The following is a 19701-nucleotide window of genomic DNA, read 5'->3' as shown; positions in this document are numbered from 1 at the left end:
GCATGAATATTAGTGAAGCGGCTATTTTACCGCGAGGCCCGGCAATGGCGAAGCGAGCGATCCTGCAACATGGTTACTCACGATGACCGAAAATTACTTTACAGAAATTAAAGTTTTGGCTACAGTCTCGTCCGGCTTTCCCACCTCATGCATATATCACTCTACCCATGACGAGCGACCCGAGCACCGCTGCCATTGCGCGCCTGCGCGGCGAATTCGTCTGCGCGACGACGGAACTCGGCTTCCTGCACGAGCAGGCGCCGACGATCCTGCGCGACCTGCGCCGCGCGCTGATCGTGTGCTCGCTGTTCTACCTGCTGTTCAGCGTGGCCGACGTATTGGCGCTGGGCCTGCCGGGTGCCGCCCCGTCCCTGCTCGCCCGCGCCCTCGTGCCGGTCCTCGCCTGGGCCGGCCTGCGCCATGCGCGCCGCGCCGCCGCGCCCGTCAAGGCCGCGTACCGGGTGGCGAGCGTGTTTACATTGCTGGGGATGTTCACCTATATGTTCGTCGCGTGGCGCCGCCCGGCCGACACGCTGCTGCACGGCACGTCCGTCGGCCTGATGGCCGTCGTGATCCTGATCTTCATCCCGAACCGCCTGCGCACGTCCGTCGCCATCGCGCTGGGTTCCAGCCTCGTGTTCGTCGCGCTGGCGTGGATCCAGCACCTCGAAACGACGCGCCACCTCGTGTCGATGACGATGCTGGTCCTGTTCGCCAACGCCTTCGGCGCCGTCGCCGCGAACCGCCACGCCCGCCTGTGGCGCGAGCAATATCGCACGCGCCAGGTGCTGACGAATTTGTCCGTGCGCGACCCGCTGACCGGCTGCTACAACCGGCGCCACCTGAACGCGGCCCTGCTCGACGGCGAGATCGCGCGCGCGCGGCGCTACCGCTTGAGCCTGTCGCTGATCATGTGCGACCTGGACGGCTTCAAGGCCATCAACGACACATACGGCCACCACGCGGGCGACGAACTGCTGCGGTGCTTCGCGAACCTGTTGCAGGCGATGACGCGCGAATCCATCGACACGGTCGTGCGCTACGGCGGCGAGGAATTCCTGATCATCCTGCCGGAGACCCGGCTGGACGGCGCCGTCGAACTGGCCGAACGTGTCCGCGCCGCGTTCGCCGCCGAACGCATTCCGTACGGCGACACCGCGCTGGCCACGACCGCCAGCTTCGGCGTCGTCGGCGCCGACTTCGCGGCGAACCAGGCCATCACGCCGCAATCGCTGATCGCCGTCGCGGACGACCTGATGTACGTCGCCAAGCGGGGCGGCCGCAACCAGGTGCGCGCACGCCAGGTCGAGACGGGTATGGCACGCGTGGCATAGAATCGCCCGGATGAGCGATTCTTCCTTACCCGATCTGCGCGCCCACTACGACGCCATGTGGGACCGCGCCTGGCCGGACATCTCCCGCGGCGAGGTCGAGTGCGACCCGCACCTGGCCGGCGGCCTCGATCCGCGCCGCGGCCTCACGCTGATCGCGCGTCCCGACGCAGCGCTGGCGACCCGCTTCGAAGCCGTGCAGGACGCCTTGCTCGCCGCCGACCCGCGCCAGTACCGGCAACCCCTTTCCGACCTGCACATGACGGTGCTGTCGCTGTTCACGGTCACGGAAGATTACGCACCGCACCTGGCCCGGCGTGCGGATTACGCCGCGGCCGCACGCGCGGCAACGAATGATCTGCGCGCGTTCGACATCGGCTTCGAAGGCATCACGATCTCGCGCGGTGCCGTGCTGTTCAAGGGATTCCCGCGCGACGGCACACTGGAACGGCTGCGTGCGCGCCTGCGCGACGCGCTGCGCGCACGCGGGCTCGACGGGACACTGGACCAGCGCTACCGGCTCGTCACCGCGCATTCGACGGCGCTGCGCTTCATCGCCCCGCCCGCCGATCCGGCGCGGCTGGCCGCAGTGCTGGCGGCGCTGCGCGACGTGCCGCTCGGGACCATGCGGGTAAGCAGACTCGAGCTCGTGATCAACGACTGGTATATGTCGAGCGCGGCGGTCGAACCGGTCGCGACATTTACGCTGCGGCCGCCGTCCGACGCAACGTGACGGCCTGCTCGCCGGCGGCGCGCGCCCGCAACTGCCCGCAGCCGCCATCGACGTCCTGCCCCGCCGAATCGCGCAGCTTGGTCAGGATGCCCCGCTCGAACAGCCAGGCGGCGATCGTCCGCGCCTTGTCCCAGTCGGGCCGGCGGAACGGCAAACCCGGATTCGTGTTGTAGGGGATCATGTTCAGCACGGCATACTTGCCGCGCAAGAGGTCGACCAGCGCCTCGAGTTCGTCCGGCCCGTCGTTGACGCCGTCCAGCAAGGTCCACTGGTACTGGATCGGGTAGCCGGTCAGGCGCGCGTAGCGCTCGCCCTCTTCGACCAGCTCGCGCGCCGTGAAGCGCGGCGCGCGCGGCAGCAGGCGTGCGCGCAGGTCCGTCTTCGTCGTGTGCAGCGACAGCGCCAGCGCCGGTTTCACGCGGCCCTGCGGCAGGCGCTCGAACACGCGCGGATCGCCCACCGTCGAGAACACGAGGTTCTTGTGCGCGATATTGCCTTCGATGCCGAGCAGCTCGATGGCTTCCGCCACGTTGTCGAGGTTGTGCGCGGGCTCGCCCATGCCCATGAACACGACTTTCTTGACGGGCCGCATCCGGCGCGCCAGCACGACCTGGGCGACGATCTCGCCGCTCGTCACCTGCCGGATCAGGCCACTTTGACCCGTCATGCAGAACTGGCAGCCGACCGCGCACCCGACCTGGCTCGACACGCACACGCCGTCGCGCGGCAGCAGCACGGACTCCACCGTCTGGCCATCGGCGAGGCCGACCAGCAGGCGCGCCGAGCCGTCGTCGGCGGGATGGGTACTGAGGACGCGGGCGAGCGCGTCCAGCTCGGCATCCAGCTGCGGCAGCGCTGCACGGACGGGCTTCGGCAGGAAGTCGTCGGGACGGCGGCGGCCGCGGTCGTGGGCCATCACGCGGACCCAGTCGCGCAGCACGCGGTCCGCGTGCAGGGGCTGGGCGCCTAATGTACGCAAATGCGCACGGATTGCTTCAATTCTCATGGTTTGCCCAAAAACGTCGTCCCCGCGAAGGCGGGGACCCAAGTTCTGCACGCGCAGTCGAAACGCAAGCAAAATTGGATCCCCGCCTGCGCGGGGATGACGTGTTTATAGCGCGGGGATGACGTGTCTATAGCGCGAGAACGACGTATATATCGGTGGCGACTCAGTCGTTCTTGACGACGATCGTCGGAAACTTCGCCGACATATCCTTCGACTGCTCCGCCACCTTCACCGCGACCTTGCGCGCAATCTCTTTATAGATCGCGGCCACGGCACCGTCCGGCTCCGCCACGACGGTCGGCGTACCCGAATCCGTCTGCTCGCGGATCGACAGCTGCAGCGGCAGCTTGCCGAGGAAGTCCACGTGGAAGTCTTCGCACATCTTCTGGCCGCCGCCTTCGCCGAAGATCGCCTCGACGTGGCCGCAGTTCGAGCAGATGTGGGTGCTCATGTTTTCCACCACGCCGACGATCGGGATGCCGACCTTCTCGAACATCTTGAGGCCCTTGCGCGCGTCCAGCAGGGCGATGTCCTGCGGCGTCGTGACGATCACGGCGCCCGTCACGGGGACCTTCTGCGACAGCGTGAGCTGGATGTCGCCCGTACCCGGCGGCATGTCGACGACGAGGTAGTCGAGGTTCTTCCAGTTGGTCTGTTCCAGCAGCTGCTGCAGGGCTTGCGTGACCATCGGGCCGCGCCACACCATCGGCTCGTCCGGATCGATCATGAAGCCGATCGACGACACCTGCACGCCGTGGTTTTCCAGCGGCTCCATCGTCTTGCCGTCCAGGCTCTGCGGGCGGCCGTTCACGCCCAGCATCATCGGCTGCGACGGGCCGTAGATGTCGGCATCCAGCAGGCCTACCGTCGCCCCCTCGGCGGCCAGCGCCAGCGCGAGGTTGACGGCCGTCGTCGACTTGCCGACGCCGCCCTTGCCGGACGCGACGGCGATGATGTTCTTCACGTTCGGCATCACTTTCAGGCCGCGCTGCACGGCGTGCGACAGGATCTTGCTCGTGACGTTGACGCTGGCGTTGTCCACGCCCGGAAGCTTGCGCAGCGCGTCGACGACGGCCGCGCGGATGCCCGCGACCTGGCTCTTCGCCGGATAGCCGAGCTCGATGTCGAGGGCGACGTTGCCGCCGTCGACCTGAATGTTCTTGACTGCCTTGGAGGTGACGAAATCTTTATGGGTGTTGGGATCGACGACAGCGGCCAGGGCGGCCTTGACGTCATCTACAGTGATGCTCATTGGGTTCTCCGGATGTGATGCGCAAGTTTAGCGCAAAACGCGGCGTCCCCTGTTGTCAGGCCGGCAAATGCACGAAGTACCCCCTGCGCGCTTGGGGTCATCCGCTGGTAAAATGCCTGTTTTCCTCGACAACCTCGACCTTCGACCATGACACGCAAGCTGTTCGTCACCACCGCCCTGCCCTACGCCAACGCTGCCTTTCACATCGGCCACATGATGGAATACATCCAGGCCGACATCTGGGTCCGCTTCCAGCGCATGCAGCGCGACGCCGGTGCGCAGCGCGTCGTGCACTTCGTCGGCGCCGACGACACGCACGGCACGCCGATCATGATCGCCGCCGAAAAGGAAGGCGTCACGCCGCAGGAATTCGTCGCGAAGATCGCGGCCGGCCGCGCGCAATACCTGGACGGCTTCCACATCGCGTTCGACAACTGGTATTCCACGGACTCGCCGGAAAACGTCGACCTGTCGCAGGGCATCTACCGCCGCCTGCGCGACAACGGCCTGATCACCACGAAGACCGTCGACCGCTTCTACGACACGGCCAAGGGCATGTTCCTGGCCGACCGCAACATCAAGGGCGAGTGCCCGGTCTGCCACGCGAAGGACCAGTACGGCGACAACTGCGAAGTGTGCGGCGCCGCCTACCAGCCGACCGAGCTGATCAACCCGTACTCCGTGTTCACGGGTTCGACGCCAATCCTGAAGCCGTCCGAACAGTACTTCTTCAAGCTGTCCGACCCGCGCTGCTTCCAATTCCTGAAGGAGTGGCTGAACACGCCGGGCCGCCTGCAGCCGGAAATGGTCAACAAGGTCTCCGAATGGCTGGGCGAGAACGGCGAAAAGCTGGCCGACTGGGACATCTCGCGCGACGCGCCCTACTTCGGCATCCCGATCCCGGACGCGCCGGGTAAATTCTTCTACGTGTGGCTGGACGCGCCGGTCGGCTATCTGGCCAGCCTGAAGAATTATTTCGAAAAACAGGGCATCGATTACGAAGCGTTCCTGAACGATCCGTCCGCCGAGCAAGTGCACTTCATCGGCAAGGACATCGTGTCGTTCCACCTGCTGTTCTGGCCGGCGATGCTGAATTTCTCGGGCCACCCGATCATCGACAAGCTGAAGGTCAATGTCCACGGCCACCTGACCGTGAACAACGAAAAGATGTCGAAGTCGCGCGGCACGGGCATTTCGCCGCTGCGCTACCTGCAGTTGGGCATGAATCCGGAATGGCTGCGCTACTACCTCGCGTTCAAGCTGAACGCCCGGGTCGAAGACCTGGACTTCACGGGCGAGGACTTCGTCGCGCGCGTGAACAGCGACCTGATCGGCAAGTACGTGAACATCGCCAGCCGCTGCGCCGGCTTCATCGCCAAGCGTTTCGACGGCAAGCTGGCATCGGCGCTGTCGGATGACGCGAAACAATGGATCGCTCGCGCCCTGAACGGCGACAACGGCGAGCGCCAGGCCGCCATCGCGGCAAACTTCGAAGCGCGCGAGTTCGGCAAGGCGCTGCGCGAAATCATGGAAGTGGCCGACGTCGCCAACCGCTACGTCGACGAGAACAAGCCGTGGATCCTGGCCAAGGACGAGACGAAAACGGCCGAACTGCACGACGTCTGCACGACCGCACTGATCCTGTTCCGCCAGCTGACGATCATGCTGTCGCCGGTGCTGCCGCACGTGGCCGCGCGCGTGCGCGAATTCCTCGGCGAGGACGCGTACTCGTGGGACGACACCCAGGGCGAGCGCGTCTACGCCCCGCTGCTGGGCCGCACCATCGGCGCCTACAGCCACCTGATGCAGCGCGTGGATGCCAAGATGGTCGAGGATCTGTTCGACAAGCCGGCGCCGGCTGCTGCGCCCGCTCCCGCCGAGGCCGCGGCAGAAGCTCCGGCCCCGGAAGCCTCCGACATCGAAGAACTGGCACCGGAAATCTCGATCGACGACTTCACGAAAATCGACCTGCGCGTGGCGAAGATCGTCAATTGTGAGCACGTCGAAGGTGCTGGCAAGCTGCTCCGCCTCACGCTGGACGTGGGCGAAGGCCGCTATCGTAATGTGTTCTCGGGTATCAAGTCGGCCTACCAGCCGGAGCAATTGATCGGCAAACTGACGGTGCTCGTGGCCAACCTGGCGCCGCGCAAGATGAAATTCGGCGTGTCGGAAGGCATGGTGCTGTGCGCGTCCGCGAAAGATGAAAAAGCGAATCCGGGCCTGTACCTGCTGGAGCCGGTGAGCGGCGCGCAGCCGGGCATGCGCATTCGCTAAGCCCGGCCTGGTGGCGTCAGTTGCTCTGCAACGGCGCCATCAGCGAGCTCTTGTTGTCTTTATAGTCTTTGCCGCCGATTTGGCTGACCATTTTTTCAGTGCGCTTGGCCGGGATGCGGCTGCCGGTGATCGGGGCCGTCTCGTCCGTCGTCGAGGTGGATGCGGCGCCGAGCGCCGGCATGTCTGCGGCGGCAGGTTCATTCGTGCTGGCGCACCCGGCCAGGACAAATGACAAGGCAGCGCAAGGCAGGACGGCTTTCATGGATCACCTGTACGGGAATAGGTTGAGGGAAAGATAAATACCTTGCCAGAATACTATTAATTCCCGCACGCGGGTAGCAGTATAATGCGCTGTTTAATTAGATGAGGTCAGAGCCCTAACAGAAGAACCGTGCTCTGACCCCATAAAATAAGATGAGGTCAGAGCCCTAACAGAAGAACCGTGCTCTGACCCCATAAAAATTAGATGAGGTCAGAGCCCTAACAGAAGAACCGTGCTCTGACCCCATAAAATAAACTTACTTTTGAGTAGTAGCGACTAATATGACCGAATACAAAGCCCTGAGGCACATCCCGCAAGCGAATCTGTTCCGCCAAGGTGACGTCTTCGTCCTGTTCGGCGAACTGTTCGGCCGCGGCTATGTGAACGGCCTGATCGACGAGGCGCGCGCCGCCGGCATGACGATCCTCGGCATCACCGTCGGCCGCCGCAACGACGATGGCACCCTGCGCGCGCTGACGCCGGAAGAACACGCGGAAGCGGAAGCCAAGCTCGGCGGCCGCATCGTCAATGTGCCCCTGATGGCCGGTTTCGACATGGACGCGCCCCCGGGCGAGCAGAATCCGACCGAGATGCTGTCCGGTATTACCCTCAAAAGCTGGCAAGAAGACAAGCTGGACTGGACCAAGATCGAAGCCTGCCGCACCGCCGGCGTGCAGCGCTTCACCCAGTCCGCCCAGGACGTCATGGCCGAGATCGACAAGCTGATCCCGGACGGCGCCAACGTGTTCTTCGCGCACACGATGGCCGGCGGCATCCCGAAGATCAAGGCCTTCCTCGCCATCGCCAACCGCATTTATAAAGGCCGCGGCGACCGCTTCATGTCGTCGCGCGCCCTGCTGGACAGCGACCTCGGCAAGCTGATCCTGATGAACTTCGACGAAGTGTCGGCGAACACGCTGAAGTACCTGATCGACGCATCCGCCCCGATCCGCGCGCGCGTGGAAGCCAAGGGCGGCCAGGTGCGCTACACGGCGTACGGCTACCACGGCACCGAGATCCTGATCGGCGACGAGTACGTGTGGCAGACCTACACGAACTACACGCAGGGCTATGCCAAGATGCGCCTGGAGTCGATCGCCGAGGCCGCCTGGGCCCAAGGCGTCACCGCCACCGTGTTCAACTGCCCGGAAATCCGCACGAACTCGTCCGACATCTTCGTCGGCGTGGAACTGTCGCTCTTCCCGCTCTTGCTGGCCCTGAAAAAAGAAGGCGGCGCTGCATGGGCACAGGAGCAATGGGACATCTGCCAGAAACTGCTGGGCGAAGGCGTCTCGCTGCAATCGATCCTCGACAAGCTGGAAGCGTATCTGCAGACCGCCACCAGCACCTCGTTCCGCAACTTCGAGGCCTGGCCGATGGACAACACGCCGGAACTGGCCGACCTGATGATCGGCACGTCCGACGAAATCACGTCGCTGCACACGGACAAGAAGGCGTTGATCACGGACCACCTGTCGGCCCTCGTGCTGGAAGGCACCGGCCCGCTGATGTTCCACGGCGCGGCCGAGAAGATCGCACCGGTGCTGTGGCTCAACCACGACATCATTGCCCGTCAACTGAATGCGCTGCACCAATAAGCGCTGACTCGCAGTATCATTCCTTGTTTTTATGATGCGGCGGCTCTCGATAAGCGAGGCCGCCGTTTGTACGACCTGCCTAGAAAAGCCATGAAACACATCCAGTACGAATCCGAGCACACGAAGTTCATCAAGGAACTGAAGGAAAAGACCCCGGGCATGGAAGAGCGCCAGCAGGCCGGCCGCTCGCTGCTGTGGGACAAAGCCCCGCTGTCGCTGGACGAGCAGCGCCGCATCGACGAGTCGCGTCTCCGCCAGCAGGCGTATCCGTACCAGACGAAAGTCTGACGCTTCCCGATCATTCCCAGGCCGACGACGATGGTGCCCGAGCAGGCGACGCCCGGGGGGCGCGCCGATCCCGACACGGGCGACGGCACCACGGCCTCGCCTGCCGATACCGCGAGTGTCGACGCCCACGTCGACAGCGCCATCGCACGCCTGTACGGCGAGCCGCTGCTGCACCTGCCCACCGACCTGTACATCCCGCCCGATGCGCTCGAGATCTTTCTTGATGCCTTCGAAGGTCCGCTCGACCTGCTGCTCTACCTGATCCGCAAGCAGAATTTCAATATCCTCGACATCCCGATGGCCCAGGTCACGTTGCAGTACCTGGAATACGTCGAGCAGATCCGCAAGAGCAACCTGGAGCTGGCGGCGGAATATCTCCTGATGGCCGCGATGCTCATCGAGATCAAGTCGCGCATGCTGCTGCCCAAGCGCGTCGACACGCTCGTCGAGGAAGCGGAAGACCCGCGCGCGGAGCTGGTGCGGCGCCTGCTGGACTACGAGCAGATCAAGGTCGCGGCCCAGCAACTGGGCGCCCTGCCCCAGGAAGGCCGCGACTTCGTGCGCCCGCAGCTGCACATCGAGCAGGCGCTGGGGCCGGTCTGGCCGCAGGTCGACCCGCACGATCTGCAGCGCGCCTGGATGGACGTGCTGCGCCGCGCCAAGCTGACCCAGCACCACCGCATCGGCCGCGAGGAATTGTCCGTGCGCGAGCACATGTCGGCCATCCTGCGCACCTTGCAGTCGGCCCGCTTCGTCGAGTTCTCGGAACTGTTCGGCGGCCAGGCCAGCGTGCCCGTCGTCGTCGTGCATTTCGTCGCCATGCTCGAACTGGCGAAAGAAACCTTAATCGAAATAACCCAGGCCGAACCTTTCGCCCCCATCTATGTGCGGCTCGCCTATTCTCCCGCGTGACGCCATTACGAATCCGATACCATGAAAATCATCTCCACCATTGACGAACTGCGCGACCAGCTGCGCGGACAACTGCGCACCGCCTTCGTGCCGACGATGGGCAACCTGCACGAAGGCCATCTGTCGTTGATGCGACTGGCGCGCCGCCACGGCGACCCGGTCGTCGCCTCGATCTTCGTCAACCGCCTGCAGTTCGGCCCGAACGAGGACTTCGACAAATACCCGCGCACGTTCGAAGCGGACGTCGCCAAGCTGGAGAAGGAAGGCGTGTACGTGCTGTTCGCGCCGACCGAAAAGGACCTGTATCCGGAGCCGCAGGAATACCGCGTGCAGCCGCCCGACGACCTTGGTAATATCCTGGAAGGCGAGTTCCGTCCCGGCTTCTTCAACGGGGTGTGCACGGTCGTGACGAAGCTGTTCTCCTGCGTGCAGCCGCGCGTGGCCGTGTTCGGCAAGAAGGATTACCAGCAGTTGATGATCGTCCGTAACATGGCGCGCCAGTTCGCGCTGCCGACGGAAATCATCGGCGCCGAGACGTTCCGCGCGGAAGATGGCTTGGCGCTGTCGTCGCGCAACGGCTACCTGAGCACGGCGGAACGCGCGGAAGCGCCGTTCCTGTACCAGACGCTGCAGTACGTGGCGGAACAGACCCGCGCCGGCCACGCCGACCTGGCCGCGCTGGAGCGCGACGCGATGGAGCGCCTGGCTGCGCGCGGCTGGCAGCCCGACTACGTGTCGATCCGCAAGCGCATGAACCTGCAGGCGCCAGGCCGCGAGGAATATGAAACGGGCGCACCGCTCGTCGTCCTGACGGCCGCCAAACTTGGTGCGACGCGTTTGATCGATAATCTCGAGATCTGACTCTAGAAGTTCCTTTGTTGCAAATATGTTGTAGGAATTGGCAACTCTTCTTGTTAGACTCGTGGCTTGGCTTTTTACCCAATCCACGTAAAAAGAAGGAGTAGCGTCTTGACCGACCTCTCGATGCTTCAAATGCGCAAGGGCCCGCCCAAACCGGCGGACGCCGTGGACCGGATCCGCCCGGATTCCGGCGCCCATGACATGCGCGACCCGTTCGACATCGGCGACGCGTTGACCACGCTCGCCCTGACCGGCGAACCCGTGACCGTGTATCCACGCGGCCGGGACTTCGTCATGGCGCGCATCGACAGCGTCGATCCCGAGCACCAGGTGTTCACCCTCGAGCTCGCCGGCAACGACGTCCTGGCGGAAGGCGAGGCCATGTTCGTCGCGGCGCTCGGGAGCAATGCGAAGATCCAGTTCGAGCTCGACGCCGGCTGGGCCATCGTGGAGGGACGCCCGGATCTCGTGCAACTGCCGCTGCCGGAGGTCTGTCTTGTGCTGAACCGGCGCGCCGAGCCCCGCCTGGAATCGCCGCTAGGCATGAATTACGGCGCCCGCTTCACGCTGCTGGGCAAGGTGTTCGAGATGCCGCTGTACGATTTCTCACGCGGGGGCGTCGGGCTGCGCGCGACGCCGGAACAGGCGCTCGAGCTGTACGTCGGCAAGAAGCTGGAAGGCGTGCAGCTGGAACTGGGCACGTCGCTGGCGGTCTCGGCCGACCTCGAAATCCGCCTGCTGCGGCCGTTCCGCACCTTCCTGCTGGGTCAGCAGGTACAGGTGGGTTGCCGCATTTCGAATATCACGATGCAGATGCGGCAGACGCTCGAACGGGCTGTCGTCAAGATCCAGAAGCGCAGATAAGCAAAACGGCCCGTGATGGGCCGTTTTTCATGCGGCGACGTTCTGCGCCCAAGCCAGCGCAGAGAGATGCGCCTTGTTGACGTCGACCGGCCCGATCTCCAGCGACGCCGCCAGCGACGCCACGAGGTCCGAATTCAGCTCGCACGCCTCCGCCAGCGCGAGATAGGGTCCGTAGACGCCATCGCGCCCCAGCAACGCCTGCACGACCTGCGCCGGCAGCTGGATCGTGTCCAGCACCTCCTTCATCGGCAGCCCCAGCAGGCGGTCCAGCAGCGAGAACATGCCCGCCACGAACAGGTGCTCGCCCTCCCCGCGCGGCAGATACGTCTGGCCCAGCAGTTCGCACAGGCGCGCGCGCACGACCGCCGTTTCCATCAGCACGGGCGAATAGCCGCTCGTGCTGGCTGTCGCCAGCAGCAGGACGAGCCAGCGGTACAGCGGCGCGTAGCCCAGCATCGCGATCGCCTGGCGCAGCGACTGGATGTCGCGGCCCGAGCCGAAACCGGCCGAATTGATGAAGCGCAGGAGTTTATAGATCAGTGCCGGATCGCGCTTGAGCACGGCCTCGATCTTGGGCACGTCCTCGTTGTTCTGCACCATCTGCATCAGCTGCAGGATGATGGTCTGGGCCGGGTTCATGCCCTTGACGGGGTTGCCCGGGCGCGGCGTCAGGTGCAGCTTGCCGACGAAGGCATCCAGGCCCAGCGCGGCGCAGGCGTCGAAATCCTGCCACGTCGACACGGGCCGGCCGACGAGGCGCAGCGCCGACTGCTTCGCGGCGGCGTACGCGCGCGCCTGGGCGGCCACGTCGGCGCCGGCGAAGCGCACTTCGGCATAGGACGCGAAGGGAGACAGGTTCTTGCCCAGCAGGGCCGGGTCGGCGCCGCGGATCGAGATGCCGACGCCGCCCGCGCGCAGCGCCTGCACGGCCGCACGGGTATCGGGGTTCGCGAGATCGCGTACAGGCAGCGAGAGCACGGTGCGTTCCGGAGGCAGCGCGTGCAGCGCATCCAGCGACAGCATCGCGGGCACGGCGTCGAGGAACAGGATCTTGTCGCGCAGGAGCCAGCCCTGCTCCTCGTCGACCACGTGGTCGGCGACGAAGGCGACGAGGCGTTCGAGGTCGGCGTCGCCGAGTGGCTGGCCAGCGCGCTGTTGCCAGCAGAGCTCGTACCCGATCACGCGTTGCTTCGGGTCGAGCAGGGGTTCACGGACGATGAAGTGAGTCTGGTGCATGTCTTGTAACGATCGCCGGGTGGAACGAAAAACGGCGGCTTGATGCCGCCGCGTCGGGATCAGAAGCCCAGGCTGTCCAGCAAGTCGTCGACCTGGCCCTGGTCGGCCACGACGTCGCTATTGCCTTCCGGGTTGATCTGCGGACCGTTCAGCAAGCCATTGTCGAGCTCGCGCTTGATCTCGCTCGGGGCGAAATCGACGAGCACCTGCACCAGCTGCTTTTCCAGGTTCTGGGCGATGCCCGTGATACGCGAGATCACCTGGCCGGTCAGGTCCTGGAAGTCCTGGGCCATCATGATGTCCATCAAATGCGCCTTCGTGGCACTGGCCGCTTCGCGCGATTCGGCCAGGCTGGCGACGGTGCGCTCGGCCAGCGCACGCCAGTCGCCGTCGGCGCCCGGGGCAGCCAGCAGCGCCTGCCACGAACGGCCGAGTTCGGCGGCACGGTCGTCGATGCCGTCCTGCAGCGGATTGGCGGCATCGGTCGCGTCGAGCACGCGCTTGGCCGATTGCTCGGACAGCCGGACGACGTAATCGAGGCGGTCGCGCGCATCGGGGATGTCGCTGGCCGCCTTTTCGATCAGCTTGTCCAGGCCCAGCCCGCGCAGGCTTTCGTGCAATGCGCGGGTCATGTGCCCGATCCGGCTCAGAACCTCGTCGGGCGAAGTCGAGTCGGCGATGTGCTGGCTCATTTACGCGGCCTTTTCCATCTTTTCGAAAATCTTGTTCAGCTTTTCGTCCAGCGTGGCCGCGGTGAACGGCTTCACGACGTAGCCGTTGGCGCCGGCTTGCGCCGCCGCGATGATGTTTTCCTTCTTGGCTTCGGCGGTCACCATCAGCACCGGCAGCTTGGCCAGCGCGGGATCGGCACGAATGTTCTGCAGCATCGTCAGGCCGTCCATGTTCGGCATGTTCCAGTCGGACACGACGAAATCGAACTGTTCGCTGCGCAGCTTGGCCAGTGCCTGGACACCGTCTTCCGCCTCGTCGACATTGCCGTAACCCAGTTCTTTCAGCAGATTTTTGACGATGCGTCGCATCGTCGAAAAATCGTCAACAACCAGGAAACGCATCTTAGGATCAGCCATGAAATACTCCGTTGTTTCTTAACTCTGATGATGGGCTTCGAGGACTACGAAGCCCCTAGTATAGGTTGGTAGGTTCGGCACTGCGAATACAGGCTAAAGCATAGCAGTTTTGTTGCTCTACGGCGATAAAACCGCAGTGAATGCACCGTATGCGGATCAAACGCGCAACGCCCGGCCCCCATGCGTTGCCAGATGGCCAAGCACGAGGCCCGGCAATGCGCTCAGGGCGGCCACCTCGTGGGCGGCGCCGATGGCGATCGCTTCGCGCGGCATGCCGAACACGACGCACGACGCTTCATCCTGGGCGAAATTGTAGGCGCCCGCGTTCTTCATCTCCAGCATACCCTGTGCGCCGTCTTTTCCCATGCCCGTCAGGATCACGCCGACGGCATTCTTGCCGGCCGCCTGCGCCGCCGAGCGGAACAGGACGTCCACGGACGGACGGTGACGGTTCACGGGCTCGGACTGCTCGATCTTCGTCATGTAGTTGGCGCCAGATCGAGTCAACAGCAAGTGGGAGTGGCCCGGCGCGATGTAGGCGTGGCCCGGCAGTACACGCTCGTTGCCGGCGGACTCGACGACGCTGATCTTGCACAGCGAATCGAGGCGGCGCGCGAACGACGTGGTAAAGCCTTCCGGCATGTGCTGGGCGATGAGGATGCCGGGGCAGTCCGACGGCATCTGCATGAGGAATTCGCGGATCGCCTCCGTGCCGCCCGTCGAGGCGCCGATGATGATCAGCTTTTCCGACGACGTCAGCGGGCTGCGCAGTTGCGGCAGCGGGGTCGTGGCGCCGGCCGTGGCCGCATGCAGGGTGCGCGGCTTGATGCGGGCGCGCGACGCGCCGCGGATCTTGTCCGCGATCAGTTCGGTGTATTCGCGCATGCCGCTCTGGATCGAGATCTTGGGTTTCGTCACGAAATCGACGGCGCCCAGTTCCAGCGCGCGCATCGTGATCTCGGAGCCGCGCTCCGTCAGCGACGACACCATCAGCACGGGCATCGGGCGCAGGCGCATGAGCTTTTCGAGGAAGTCGAGGCCGTCCATCTTCGGCATCTCGACGTCCAGGGTGAGCACGTCCGGGTTCGTGCGCTTGATCAGGTCGCGGGCGACGAGCGGATCGGGCGCGACGCCGACCACTTCCATGTCGGGCTGCGAATTGACGATCTCGGTCATCACGCTGCGGATCAGCGCGGAATCGTCCACGATCACCACTTTGATCTTTGTCATTGGTTTTGCCTTTCTCTTCAGAACAGGTCGACGGCGCCGGAGACGGGCGTGACCTTGAGGCGGCTGGCGTAATCGAGCTCGCGCTTCGCCAGCGTGTCGTTATGGGTCTGCATCAGTTTCTTGACGAGCACCTTGCCCGTGCGCGGGAAGAAATACACCTTGCGCGGGTAGATATCGTTCAGGTCCTCGGCCAGCACGGGAATCCGTTCCGTCTTGAGAAACTGGATGACGAATGCGGCATTGCGCTCGCCCACGTTCATCGCGGAAAAGCCGCGCAGCACGGCGCCGCCGCCGAACACCTTCGCTTCCAGGTGCTCGCGCCGGGCGCCGGCCTTGAGCAGGTCGTTGATCAGCACTTCCATCGCATACGTGCCGTAGCGCATCGAGGCCGAGACGGGGTTGCCCGGGTCGCCGCCGTCCGGCAGCATGAAGTGGTTCATGCCGCCCAGGCCCTTGACGCGGTCGCGGATGCACGCCGACACGCACGAGCCGAGCACCGTCACGATCAGCATGTCCTTGCCCGTGTAGTAGTACTCGCCGGGCAGGATCTTGGCTGCGTCGCAGTCGAAGGTCCGGTCGTAATAGACGTTGGTGGCGAAATGGCTGTTCGTTTCCATGGGCGGTGTCGTGGGCGTCAGCCTTGGTTCAATTCGTAGACCGTCTTGCCGCGCAGGCGCAGCGAGTCGGACACGTACAGGAAGTTCTCGGAGTGCCCGGCGAACAGCAGCGCGTCCGGCTTCATCAGGGGCACGAAGCGCGACAGGATCCTGCGCTGCGTGGCCTTGTCGAAGTAGATCATCACGTTGCGGCAGAAGATCGCGTCGAACGGGCCCTTGACGTCCCAGCCGTCGGCCAGCAGGTTCAATTGCCGGAACGTGATCAGCTGGCGCAGTTCCGGGCGCACGCGCACGAGGCCTTCCTGGGCGCCCTTGCCTTTCAGGAAAAAGCGGCGCAGGCGCGCCTGTTCCATCTTGTCGACGCGCTCGGACGGATACACGCCGGCGCTGGCCGTGGCCAGAACGTTCGTGTCGATGTCGGTGGCGATGATCTGGACGGGCGGACTCAAGGTATCGAACGCCTCGCACACGGTCATCGCGATCGAATACGGCTCCTCGCCCGTGGAACTGGCCGAGCACCAGATCGTGAGCGGCGCGCCGTGTTTCGCGCGCGCCTTGAGCGCGTGTTCGGCCAGCAGCGGGAAGTGATGCGCCTCGCGGAAGAACGACGTCAGGTTCGTCGTCAGCGCGTTCGTGAACGATTCCCACTCGGCCGGCATGCGGCCCGCTTCCAGCGCGTCGAGGTAGGACGCGAACGAGGCGATGCCGTTCGCGCGCAGGCGGCGCGCGAGACGGCTGTAGACCATTTCCTGCTTGCTGTCGGCCAGGGAGATGCCGGCGCGCTGGTAGATCAGGCCCCGCACGCGCTCGAAATCGGCGCGCGTGAAGTTGAATTCCTTGCCCGTCTCCTGTTTGTTCGTATTGGTGGGCGGCACGTTATAACCTATGGATTGCTGTCGTTCTGCGGACCGCGTGCGGTCCGGGTGTGTCCCTTGCGCCGCGCTGTGTGTCTTATGCCGCCAGCCGGTCCATCAGGCCCATTTCGCTGGACGACATCAGCTTGTCGATGTCGATCAGGATGAGCATGCGCTCGTCGACGGTGCCGAGGCCGGTCAGGTAGTCGGAATTGAAGGCGGAGCCCATCTCCGGCGCCGGCTTGATCTGGTCCGGCGTGAGCGTGGTCACGTCCGACACGCTGTCCACGACCATGCCCATGATGCGGCCGCCGATGTTCAGGATGATCACGACCGTGAACTGGTCGTAGGTCGGCGTGCCCAGGTTGAACTTGATCCGCATGTCGACCACCGGGATGATGATGCCGCGCAGGTTGATCACGCCCTTGATGAATTCGGGTGCGTTGGCGATGCGGGTCACGGCTTCGTAGCCGCGGATCTCCTGCACCTTCAGGATATCGATGCCGTATTCCTCGGAGCCGAGGGTGAAGGCCAGGTATTCGCTGCCGTTGCCGTCGTGGGCATCGTTCGGCTTGTTCGTCGGTTGAGTGGACATGTCGGTTCCTTATCGGAGCAAAAGTAAGGGTTAAATCAGGAGATGACGGATTCGTCGGACAACTGGCGCGACGAGCGCAGCAGCGCGCCCACGTCCAGGATCAGCGCCACGCCGCCATCGCCGAGGATGGTGGCGCCAGAGATCCCGGCGACCTTGCGGTAGTTCGCTTCCAGGTTCTTCACGACGACCTGCTGCTGGCCGACCAGTTCGTCGACGAACAGCGCGGCCTTGCGCCCTTCCGCCTCGAGGATCACGAGGATGCCTTCGCACGGATCGGTGATGCGCGGCTCGATGTTGAACATCTGGTACAGCGGGATCAGCGGCAGGTATTCGCCGCGCACCTTCACCACGCGGCCTTGGCCGTGGATCTCCTTGACGTCGGCGCGCGCCGGCTGCAGGGACTCCACGACGAAGCCCAGCGGCAGGATGTAGATTTCGTCGCCGCTGCGGATCGACATGCCGTCCAGGATCGCGAGCGTCAGCGGCAGCGAAATCAGGATCGTCGTGCCGAAGCCGCGCGCCGAGCGGATGTCGATGGTGCCGCCCAGCGCCTGGATGTTGCGCTTGACGACGTCCATGCCGACGCCGCGGCCCGACACGTCGGTGACGATTTCCGCCGTCGAGAAGCCCGGCGCGAAGATCAGTTGCCAGACGTCGGCGTCGCTCATGTTGTCCGACACCGGCAGGCCGTTCTGCTTGGCCTTGGCCAGGATGCGTTCGCGATTCAGGCCGCCGCCGTCGTCCGCGACTTCGATCACGATGTTGCCGCCCTGGTGAGCCGCGGACAGGAACAGGCGTCCCGACTCCGACTTGCCGGCGGCCACGCGCGCGGCGGGCAGCTCGATGCCGTGGTCGATCGAGTTGCGCACCAGGTGCGTGAGCGGGTCCACGATGCGTTCGATCAGGCCCTTGTCCAGTTCCGTCGCGGCGCCGTTGGTGATGAAATCGACTTTCTTGCCCAGCTTGCCGGCGAGGTCGCGCACCATGCGCGGGAAGCGCGAGAACACGAAGTCCATCGGCATCATGCGGATCGACATGACGGCTTCCTGCAGGTCGCGCGTATTGCGCGTCAACTGCGACACGGACGCCAGCAGGCGCTGGTGCACCATCGGGTCGAGGCCGTCGCTGCGCTGCTCGATCATCGCCTGCGTGATCACCAGTTCGCCGACGAGGTTGATCAGCTGGTCGACCTTTTCGATCGACACGCGGATCGACGACGATTCGGAGCCCTGTGCGTGGCTGCCCTCGGCGGTCTTCTTGGCGGCTTTCTTTTCGGCCGCCGCCTCCGTCACTTCGAGCGGTTCCGGGCGTACCGGCTCAGGGCGCACCGGCGCGGGCGGCGGTGCCTCGGCCACGATGCCCGCTTCGCGGCGGATCTGCTCGATCGGCTGGAAGAAACCGTAGCCGAGTTCGTCCTCGGAACGCTCGTTCGTGGTGGTGTCCACCGGATCGGCCGGGTCGAAGAAACCGTAGCCCTGCTCGTCCTCGATGCGGGCGCGTTCCGCCGCTTCGCTGGCGCGCTGCTCGGGGGTGAGCGCCGGCGCTTCGAAGATCCTGAGGTCGTTCGGGTCGAGCACGAAGGAGCAGATGGCGATGATGTCGTCCAGGCTCTCGTGCGTCATGATGATCAGCGCCGTGCGTCCCGCTGCGAGCGGCACGACGGACACGCGGCCCAGCAGGCCGAGTTCGTCCACGAGCGCGTCGACGTCGCGCTTGGCGAGGTCGGGCAGCTCGATCTTGTAGCGGTGGGCGCCCTCGGCGACCTGCTGCTTCTGTTCCGCGTGCAGGAACGACGGCACGGTCGGCTGGTGCGTCGGCACGATCACGCCTTCGGACAGGTCGTGCAGCATCATGCGCACGTTGGCGACCGCTTCCTGGTCGACGTCCGCGCCATTGCGGTGGCCGTCGAGCTGCATCTTGAGGATGTCCTTGGCGGCCAGGAAGGCGTCCACGTGCTGGCCGGTGAGCGCCATCTCGCCCTTGCGGATGCGGTCCAGCAGGGACTCGAGCACGTGCGTCACTTCGCTCATGTCGGTCAGGCCGAAGGTCGATGCCCCGCCCTTGATCGAATGGGCGGTGCGGAAGATCGCGTTCAGGTCTTCCGGGTCCGGCGAATCGATATCGACGGCCAGCAGCAGACGCTCCTTTTCGGCGAGCAGCTCTTCCGCCTCGTCGAAAAAGACCTTGTAAAACTGGCTGATGTCGATGGTCATGTCATTATCCGTCTGGTGCGATCGGCGTGAAACGATCAGCCGATGACTTTCTTGACCACCTCGATCAGGCGCTGCGGGTCGAACGGCTTGACCAGCCAGCCGTTGGCGCCGGCCGCGCGGCCTTTCGTCTTCATGTCTTCGGACGACTCGGTCGTGAGCATGAGGATCGGCGTTTTCTGGTAGCCCGGCAGGCCGCGCAGCGACTTGATGAGGGTGAGGCCGTCCATCTTCGGCATGTTCTGGTCGGTCAGGACCAGGTCGACGGTCTGAAGCTTCGCCTTTTCCAGGCCATCCTGTCCGTCGACGGCTTCCACCACCTGGTAGCCCGCGGCCTTCAGGCTGAAAGCCACCATCTGGCGCAGGGAACTGGAATCGTCGACTGCGAGAATAGTTTTTGCCATCTTTATGCTCCTGCTGTTGGGGTCAGAGCCCGGTTTTTCTTTTGGGGCTCTGACCCCGGTTTCAATCCGCGCCAGTCGCCCGGCCG

20 protein-coding genes are annotated in these 19701 nt (G+C 64.6%); 8 read left to right on the top strand and 12 right to left on the bottom strand.

All coding sequences use genetic code 11. The features are described 5' to 3' along the window. Window positions 1–167 precede the first annotated feature (167 nt). Window positions 168–1334 carry a diguanylate cyclase gene (locus ACL58G_RS14820; protein WP_440967564.1) on the top strand — a complete coding sequence of 389 codons (1167 nt, stop codon included), beginning with the start codon at window positions 168–170 and terminating at the stop codon, window positions 1332–1334. A 10-nt stretch (window positions 1335–1344) separates the two neighbouring features. After that, on the top strand, window positions 1345–2064 hold the full coding sequence (locus ACL58G_RS14815; RefSeq protein WP_413384662.1) for a 2'-5' RNA ligase family protein: 720 nt from the start codon (window positions 1345–1347) through the stop codon (window positions 2062–2064). Here ACL58G_RS14815 and ACL58G_RS14810 read toward each other — a convergent pair. Beyond that, the gene (locus ACL58G_RS14810; protein ID WP_440967562.1) at window positions 2033–3070 is read right to left on the bottom strand and encodes an RNA methyltransferase; all 1038 of its coding nucleotides are present in this window, start codon (window positions 3068–3070) and stop codon (window positions 2033–2035) included. The genes ACL58G_RS14815 and ACL58G_RS14810 overlap by 32 nt on opposite strands. A 163-nt stretch (window positions 3071–3233) precedes the next feature. Then, window positions 3234–4322, bottom strand: a complete 1089-nt coding sequence (gene apbC, locus ACL58G_RS14805) for an iron-sulfur cluster carrier protein ApbC (protein ID WP_440967560.1) — start codon at window positions 4320–4322, stop codon at window positions 3234–3236. A gap of 147 nt (window positions 4323–4469) precedes the next feature. On the opposite strand from apbC, the gene metG reads away from it, so the two are divergent. After that, window positions 4470–6596, top strand: coding sequence for a methionine--tRNA ligase (gene metG, locus ACL58G_RS14800; protein ID WP_440967558.1), 2127 nt, complete (start codon window positions 4470–4472; stop codon window positions 6594–6596). A gap of 16 nt (window positions 6597–6612) precedes the next feature. Here the strand turns inward: metG and ACL58G_RS14795 are convergent, their stop codons facing one another. Beyond that, on the bottom strand, window positions 6613–6858 hold the full coding sequence (locus ACL58G_RS14795) for a hypothetical protein (protein WP_440967556.1): 246 nt from the start codon (window positions 6856–6858) through the stop codon (window positions 6613–6615). A 281-nt stretch (window positions 6859–7139) separates the two neighbouring features. On the opposite strand from ACL58G_RS14795, the gene ACL58G_RS14790 reads away from it, so the two are divergent. The 5 genes from ACL58G_RS14790 (at window position 7140) to ACL58G_RS14770 (ending at window position 11381) form a co-directional block, all read left to right on the top strand. Further along, complete coding sequence (locus ACL58G_RS14790; RefSeq protein WP_413384652.1) at window positions 7140–8456, top strand: enoyl ACP reductase FabMG family protein; 1317 nt, start codon at window positions 7140–7142, stop codon at window positions 8454–8456. 90 nt (window positions 8457–8546) lie between these two features. Continuing rightward, on the top strand, window positions 8547–8744 hold the full coding sequence (locus ACL58G_RS14785; RefSeq protein WP_056137239.1) for a DUF3460 family protein: 198 nt from the start codon (window positions 8547–8549) through the stop codon (window positions 8742–8744). A 30-nt stretch (window positions 8745–8774) separates the two neighbouring features. Beyond that, entirely contained in the window at window positions 8775–9656 is an 882-nt protein-coding gene (locus ACL58G_RS14780; protein WP_440967553.1) for a segregation and condensation protein A, read from the top strand. 21 nt (window positions 9657–9677) lie between these two features. Next, window positions 9678–10517: a pantoate--beta-alanine ligase gene (panC, locus tag ACL58G_RS14775; RefSeq protein ID WP_440967552.1), complete on the top strand. Its 840-nt coding sequence runs from the start codon at window positions 9678–9680 to the stop codon at window positions 10515–10517. 108 nt (window positions 10518–10625) lie between these two features. Continuing rightward, the gene (locus tag ACL58G_RS14770; RefSeq protein ID WP_440967550.1) at window positions 10626–11381 is read left to right on the top strand and encodes a flagellar brake protein; all 756 of its coding nucleotides are present in this window, start codon (window positions 10626–10628) and stop codon (window positions 11379–11381) included. Window positions 11382–11408: 27 nt separating this feature from the next. Here the strand turns inward: ACL58G_RS14770 and ACL58G_RS14765 are convergent, their stop codons facing one another. The 9 genes from ACL58G_RS14765 to ACL58G_RS14725 all read right to left on the bottom strand — a co-directional run bounded on the left by ACL58G_RS14765 (window position 11409) and on the right by ACL58G_RS14725 (window position 19615). Continuing rightward, the gene (locus tag ACL58G_RS14765; RefSeq protein WP_440967548.1) at window positions 11409–12617 is read right to left on the bottom strand and encodes an EAL and HDOD domain-containing protein; all 1209 of its coding nucleotides are present in this window, start codon (window positions 12615–12617) and stop codon (window positions 11409–11411) included. A 59-nt stretch (window positions 12618–12676) separates the two neighbouring features. After that, window positions 12677–13309, bottom strand: coding sequence for a protein phosphatase CheZ (gene cheZ, locus ACL58G_RS14760; RefSeq protein ID WP_440967546.1), 633 nt, complete (start codon window positions 13307–13309; stop codon window positions 12677–12679). Further along, on the bottom strand, window positions 13310–13705 hold the full coding sequence (gene cheY / locus ACL58G_RS14755) for a chemotaxis response regulator CheY (RefSeq protein ID WP_036230336.1): 396 nt from the start codon (window positions 13703–13705) through the stop codon (window positions 13310–13312). A 156-nt stretch (window positions 13706–13861) separates the two neighbouring features. Further along, window positions 13862–14935, bottom strand: coding sequence for a protein-glutamate methylesterase/protein-glutamine glutaminase (locus tag ACL58G_RS14750; protein WP_413342043.1), 1074 nt, complete (start codon window positions 14933–14935; stop codon window positions 13862–13864). Window positions 14936–14952: 17 nt separating this feature from the next. Then, on the bottom strand, window positions 14953–15552 hold the full coding sequence (gene cheD, locus ACL58G_RS14745; protein WP_259447559.1) for a chemoreceptor glutamine deamidase CheD: 600 nt from the start codon (window positions 15550–15552) through the stop codon (window positions 14953–14955). Between the two features lie 17 nt (window positions 15553–15569). After that, window positions 15570–16427 (bottom strand): CheR family methyltransferase, encoded by an 858-nt coding sequence (locus tag ACL58G_RS14740; RefSeq protein ID WP_413384640.1) that lies wholly within the window; start codon window positions 16425–16427, stop codon window positions 15570–15572. Between the two features lie 76 nt (window positions 16428–16503). Further along, entirely contained in the window at window positions 16504–17001 is a 498-nt protein-coding gene (locus ACL58G_RS14735; RefSeq protein WP_036230347.1) for a chemotaxis protein CheW, read from the bottom strand. A gap of 35 nt (window positions 17002–17036) precedes the next feature. After that, window positions 17037–19214: a chemotaxis protein CheA gene (gene cheA / locus ACL58G_RS14730; protein ID WP_440967543.1), complete on the bottom strand. Its 2178-nt coding sequence runs from the start codon at window positions 19212–19214 to the stop codon at window positions 17037–17039. Window positions 19215–19249: 35 nt separating this feature from the next. After that, a complete protein-coding gene (locus tag ACL58G_RS14725; RefSeq protein WP_036230353.1) occupies window positions 19250–19615 on the bottom strand; it encodes a response regulator in 366 nt (121 codons plus the stop codon). Window positions 19616–19701 lie beyond the last annotated feature (86 nt).

The sequence above is a fragment of the Massilia sp. GER05 genome (genome assembly GCF_052056005.1).
Taxonomy (GTDB): domain Bacteria; phylum Pseudomonadota; class Gammaproteobacteria; order Burkholderiales; family Burkholderiaceae_D; genus Telluria; species Telluria orientalis.
The sequence above is the reverse complement of the archived record's forward strand: the minus strand, read 5'-3'. Positions and strand labels throughout refer to the sequence as shown.

Coding starts and splice junctions, on each gene's coding strand:
- panC (WP_440967552.1), top strand. CDS start 9,678: ATGAAAATCATCTCCACCATTGACGAACTGCGCGACCAGCTGCGCGGA.
- metG (WP_440967558.1), top strand. CDS start 4,470: ATGACACGCAAGCTGTTCGTCACCACCGCCCTGCCCTACGCCAACGCT.
- ACL58G_RS14790 (WP_413384652.1), top strand. CDS start 7,140: ATGACCGAATACAAAGCCCTGAGGCACATCCCGCAAGCGAATCTGTTC.
- ACL58G_RS14780 (WP_440967553.1), top strand. CDS start 8,775: ATGGTGCCCGAGCAGGCGACGCCCGGGGGGCGCGCCGATCCCGACACG.
- cheA (WP_440967543.1), bottom strand. CDS start 19,214: ATGACCATCGACATCAGCCAGTTTTACAAGGTCTTTTTCGACGAGGCG.
- ACL58G_RS14795 (WP_440967556.1), bottom strand. CDS start 6,858: ATGAAAGCCGTCCTGCCTTGCGCTGCCTTGTCATTTGTCCTGGCCGGG.
- ACL58G_RS14810 (WP_440967562.1), bottom strand. CDS start 3,070: ATGAGAATTGAAGCAATCCGTGCGCATTTGCGTACATTAGGCGCCCAG.
- cheZ (WP_440967546.1), bottom strand. CDS start 13,309: ATGAGCCAGCACATCGCCGACTCGACTTCGCCCGACGAGGTTCTGAGC.
- ACL58G_RS14785 (WP_056137239.1), top strand. CDS start 8,547: ATGAAACACATCCAGTACGAATCCGAGCACACGAAGTTCATCAAGGAA.
- ACL58G_RS14765 (WP_440967548.1), bottom strand. CDS start 12,617: ATGCACCAGACTCACTTCATCGTCCGTGAACCCCTGCTCGACCCGAAG.
- ACL58G_RS14820 (WP_440967564.1), top strand. CDS start 168: ATGACGAGCGACCCGAGCACCGCTGCCATTGCGCGCCTGCGCGGCGAA.
- ACL58G_RS14750 (WP_413342043.1), bottom strand. CDS start 14,935: ATGACAAAGATCAAAGTGGTGATCGTGGACGATTCCGCGCTGATCCGC.
- cheD (WP_259447559.1), bottom strand. CDS start 15,552: ATGGAAACGAACAGCCATTTCGCCACCAACGTCTATTACGACCGGACC.
- ACL58G_RS14725 (WP_036230353.1), bottom strand. CDS start 19,615: ATGGCAAAAACTATTCTCGCAGTCGACGATTCCAGTTCCCTGCGCCAG.
- apbC (WP_440967560.1), bottom strand. CDS start 4,322: ATGAGCATCACTGTAGATGACGTCAAGGCCGCCCTGGCCGCTGTCGTC.
- cheY (WP_036230336.1), bottom strand. CDS start 13,705: ATGGCTGATCCTAAGATGCGTTTCCTGGTTGTTGACGATTTTTCGACG.
- ACL58G_RS14815 (WP_413384662.1), top strand. CDS start 1,345: ATGAGCGATTCTTCCTTACCCGATCTGCGCGCCCACTACGACGCCATG.
- ACL58G_RS14735 (WP_036230347.1), bottom strand. CDS start 17,001: ATGTCCACTCAACCGACGAACAAGCCGAACGATGCCCACGACGGCAAC.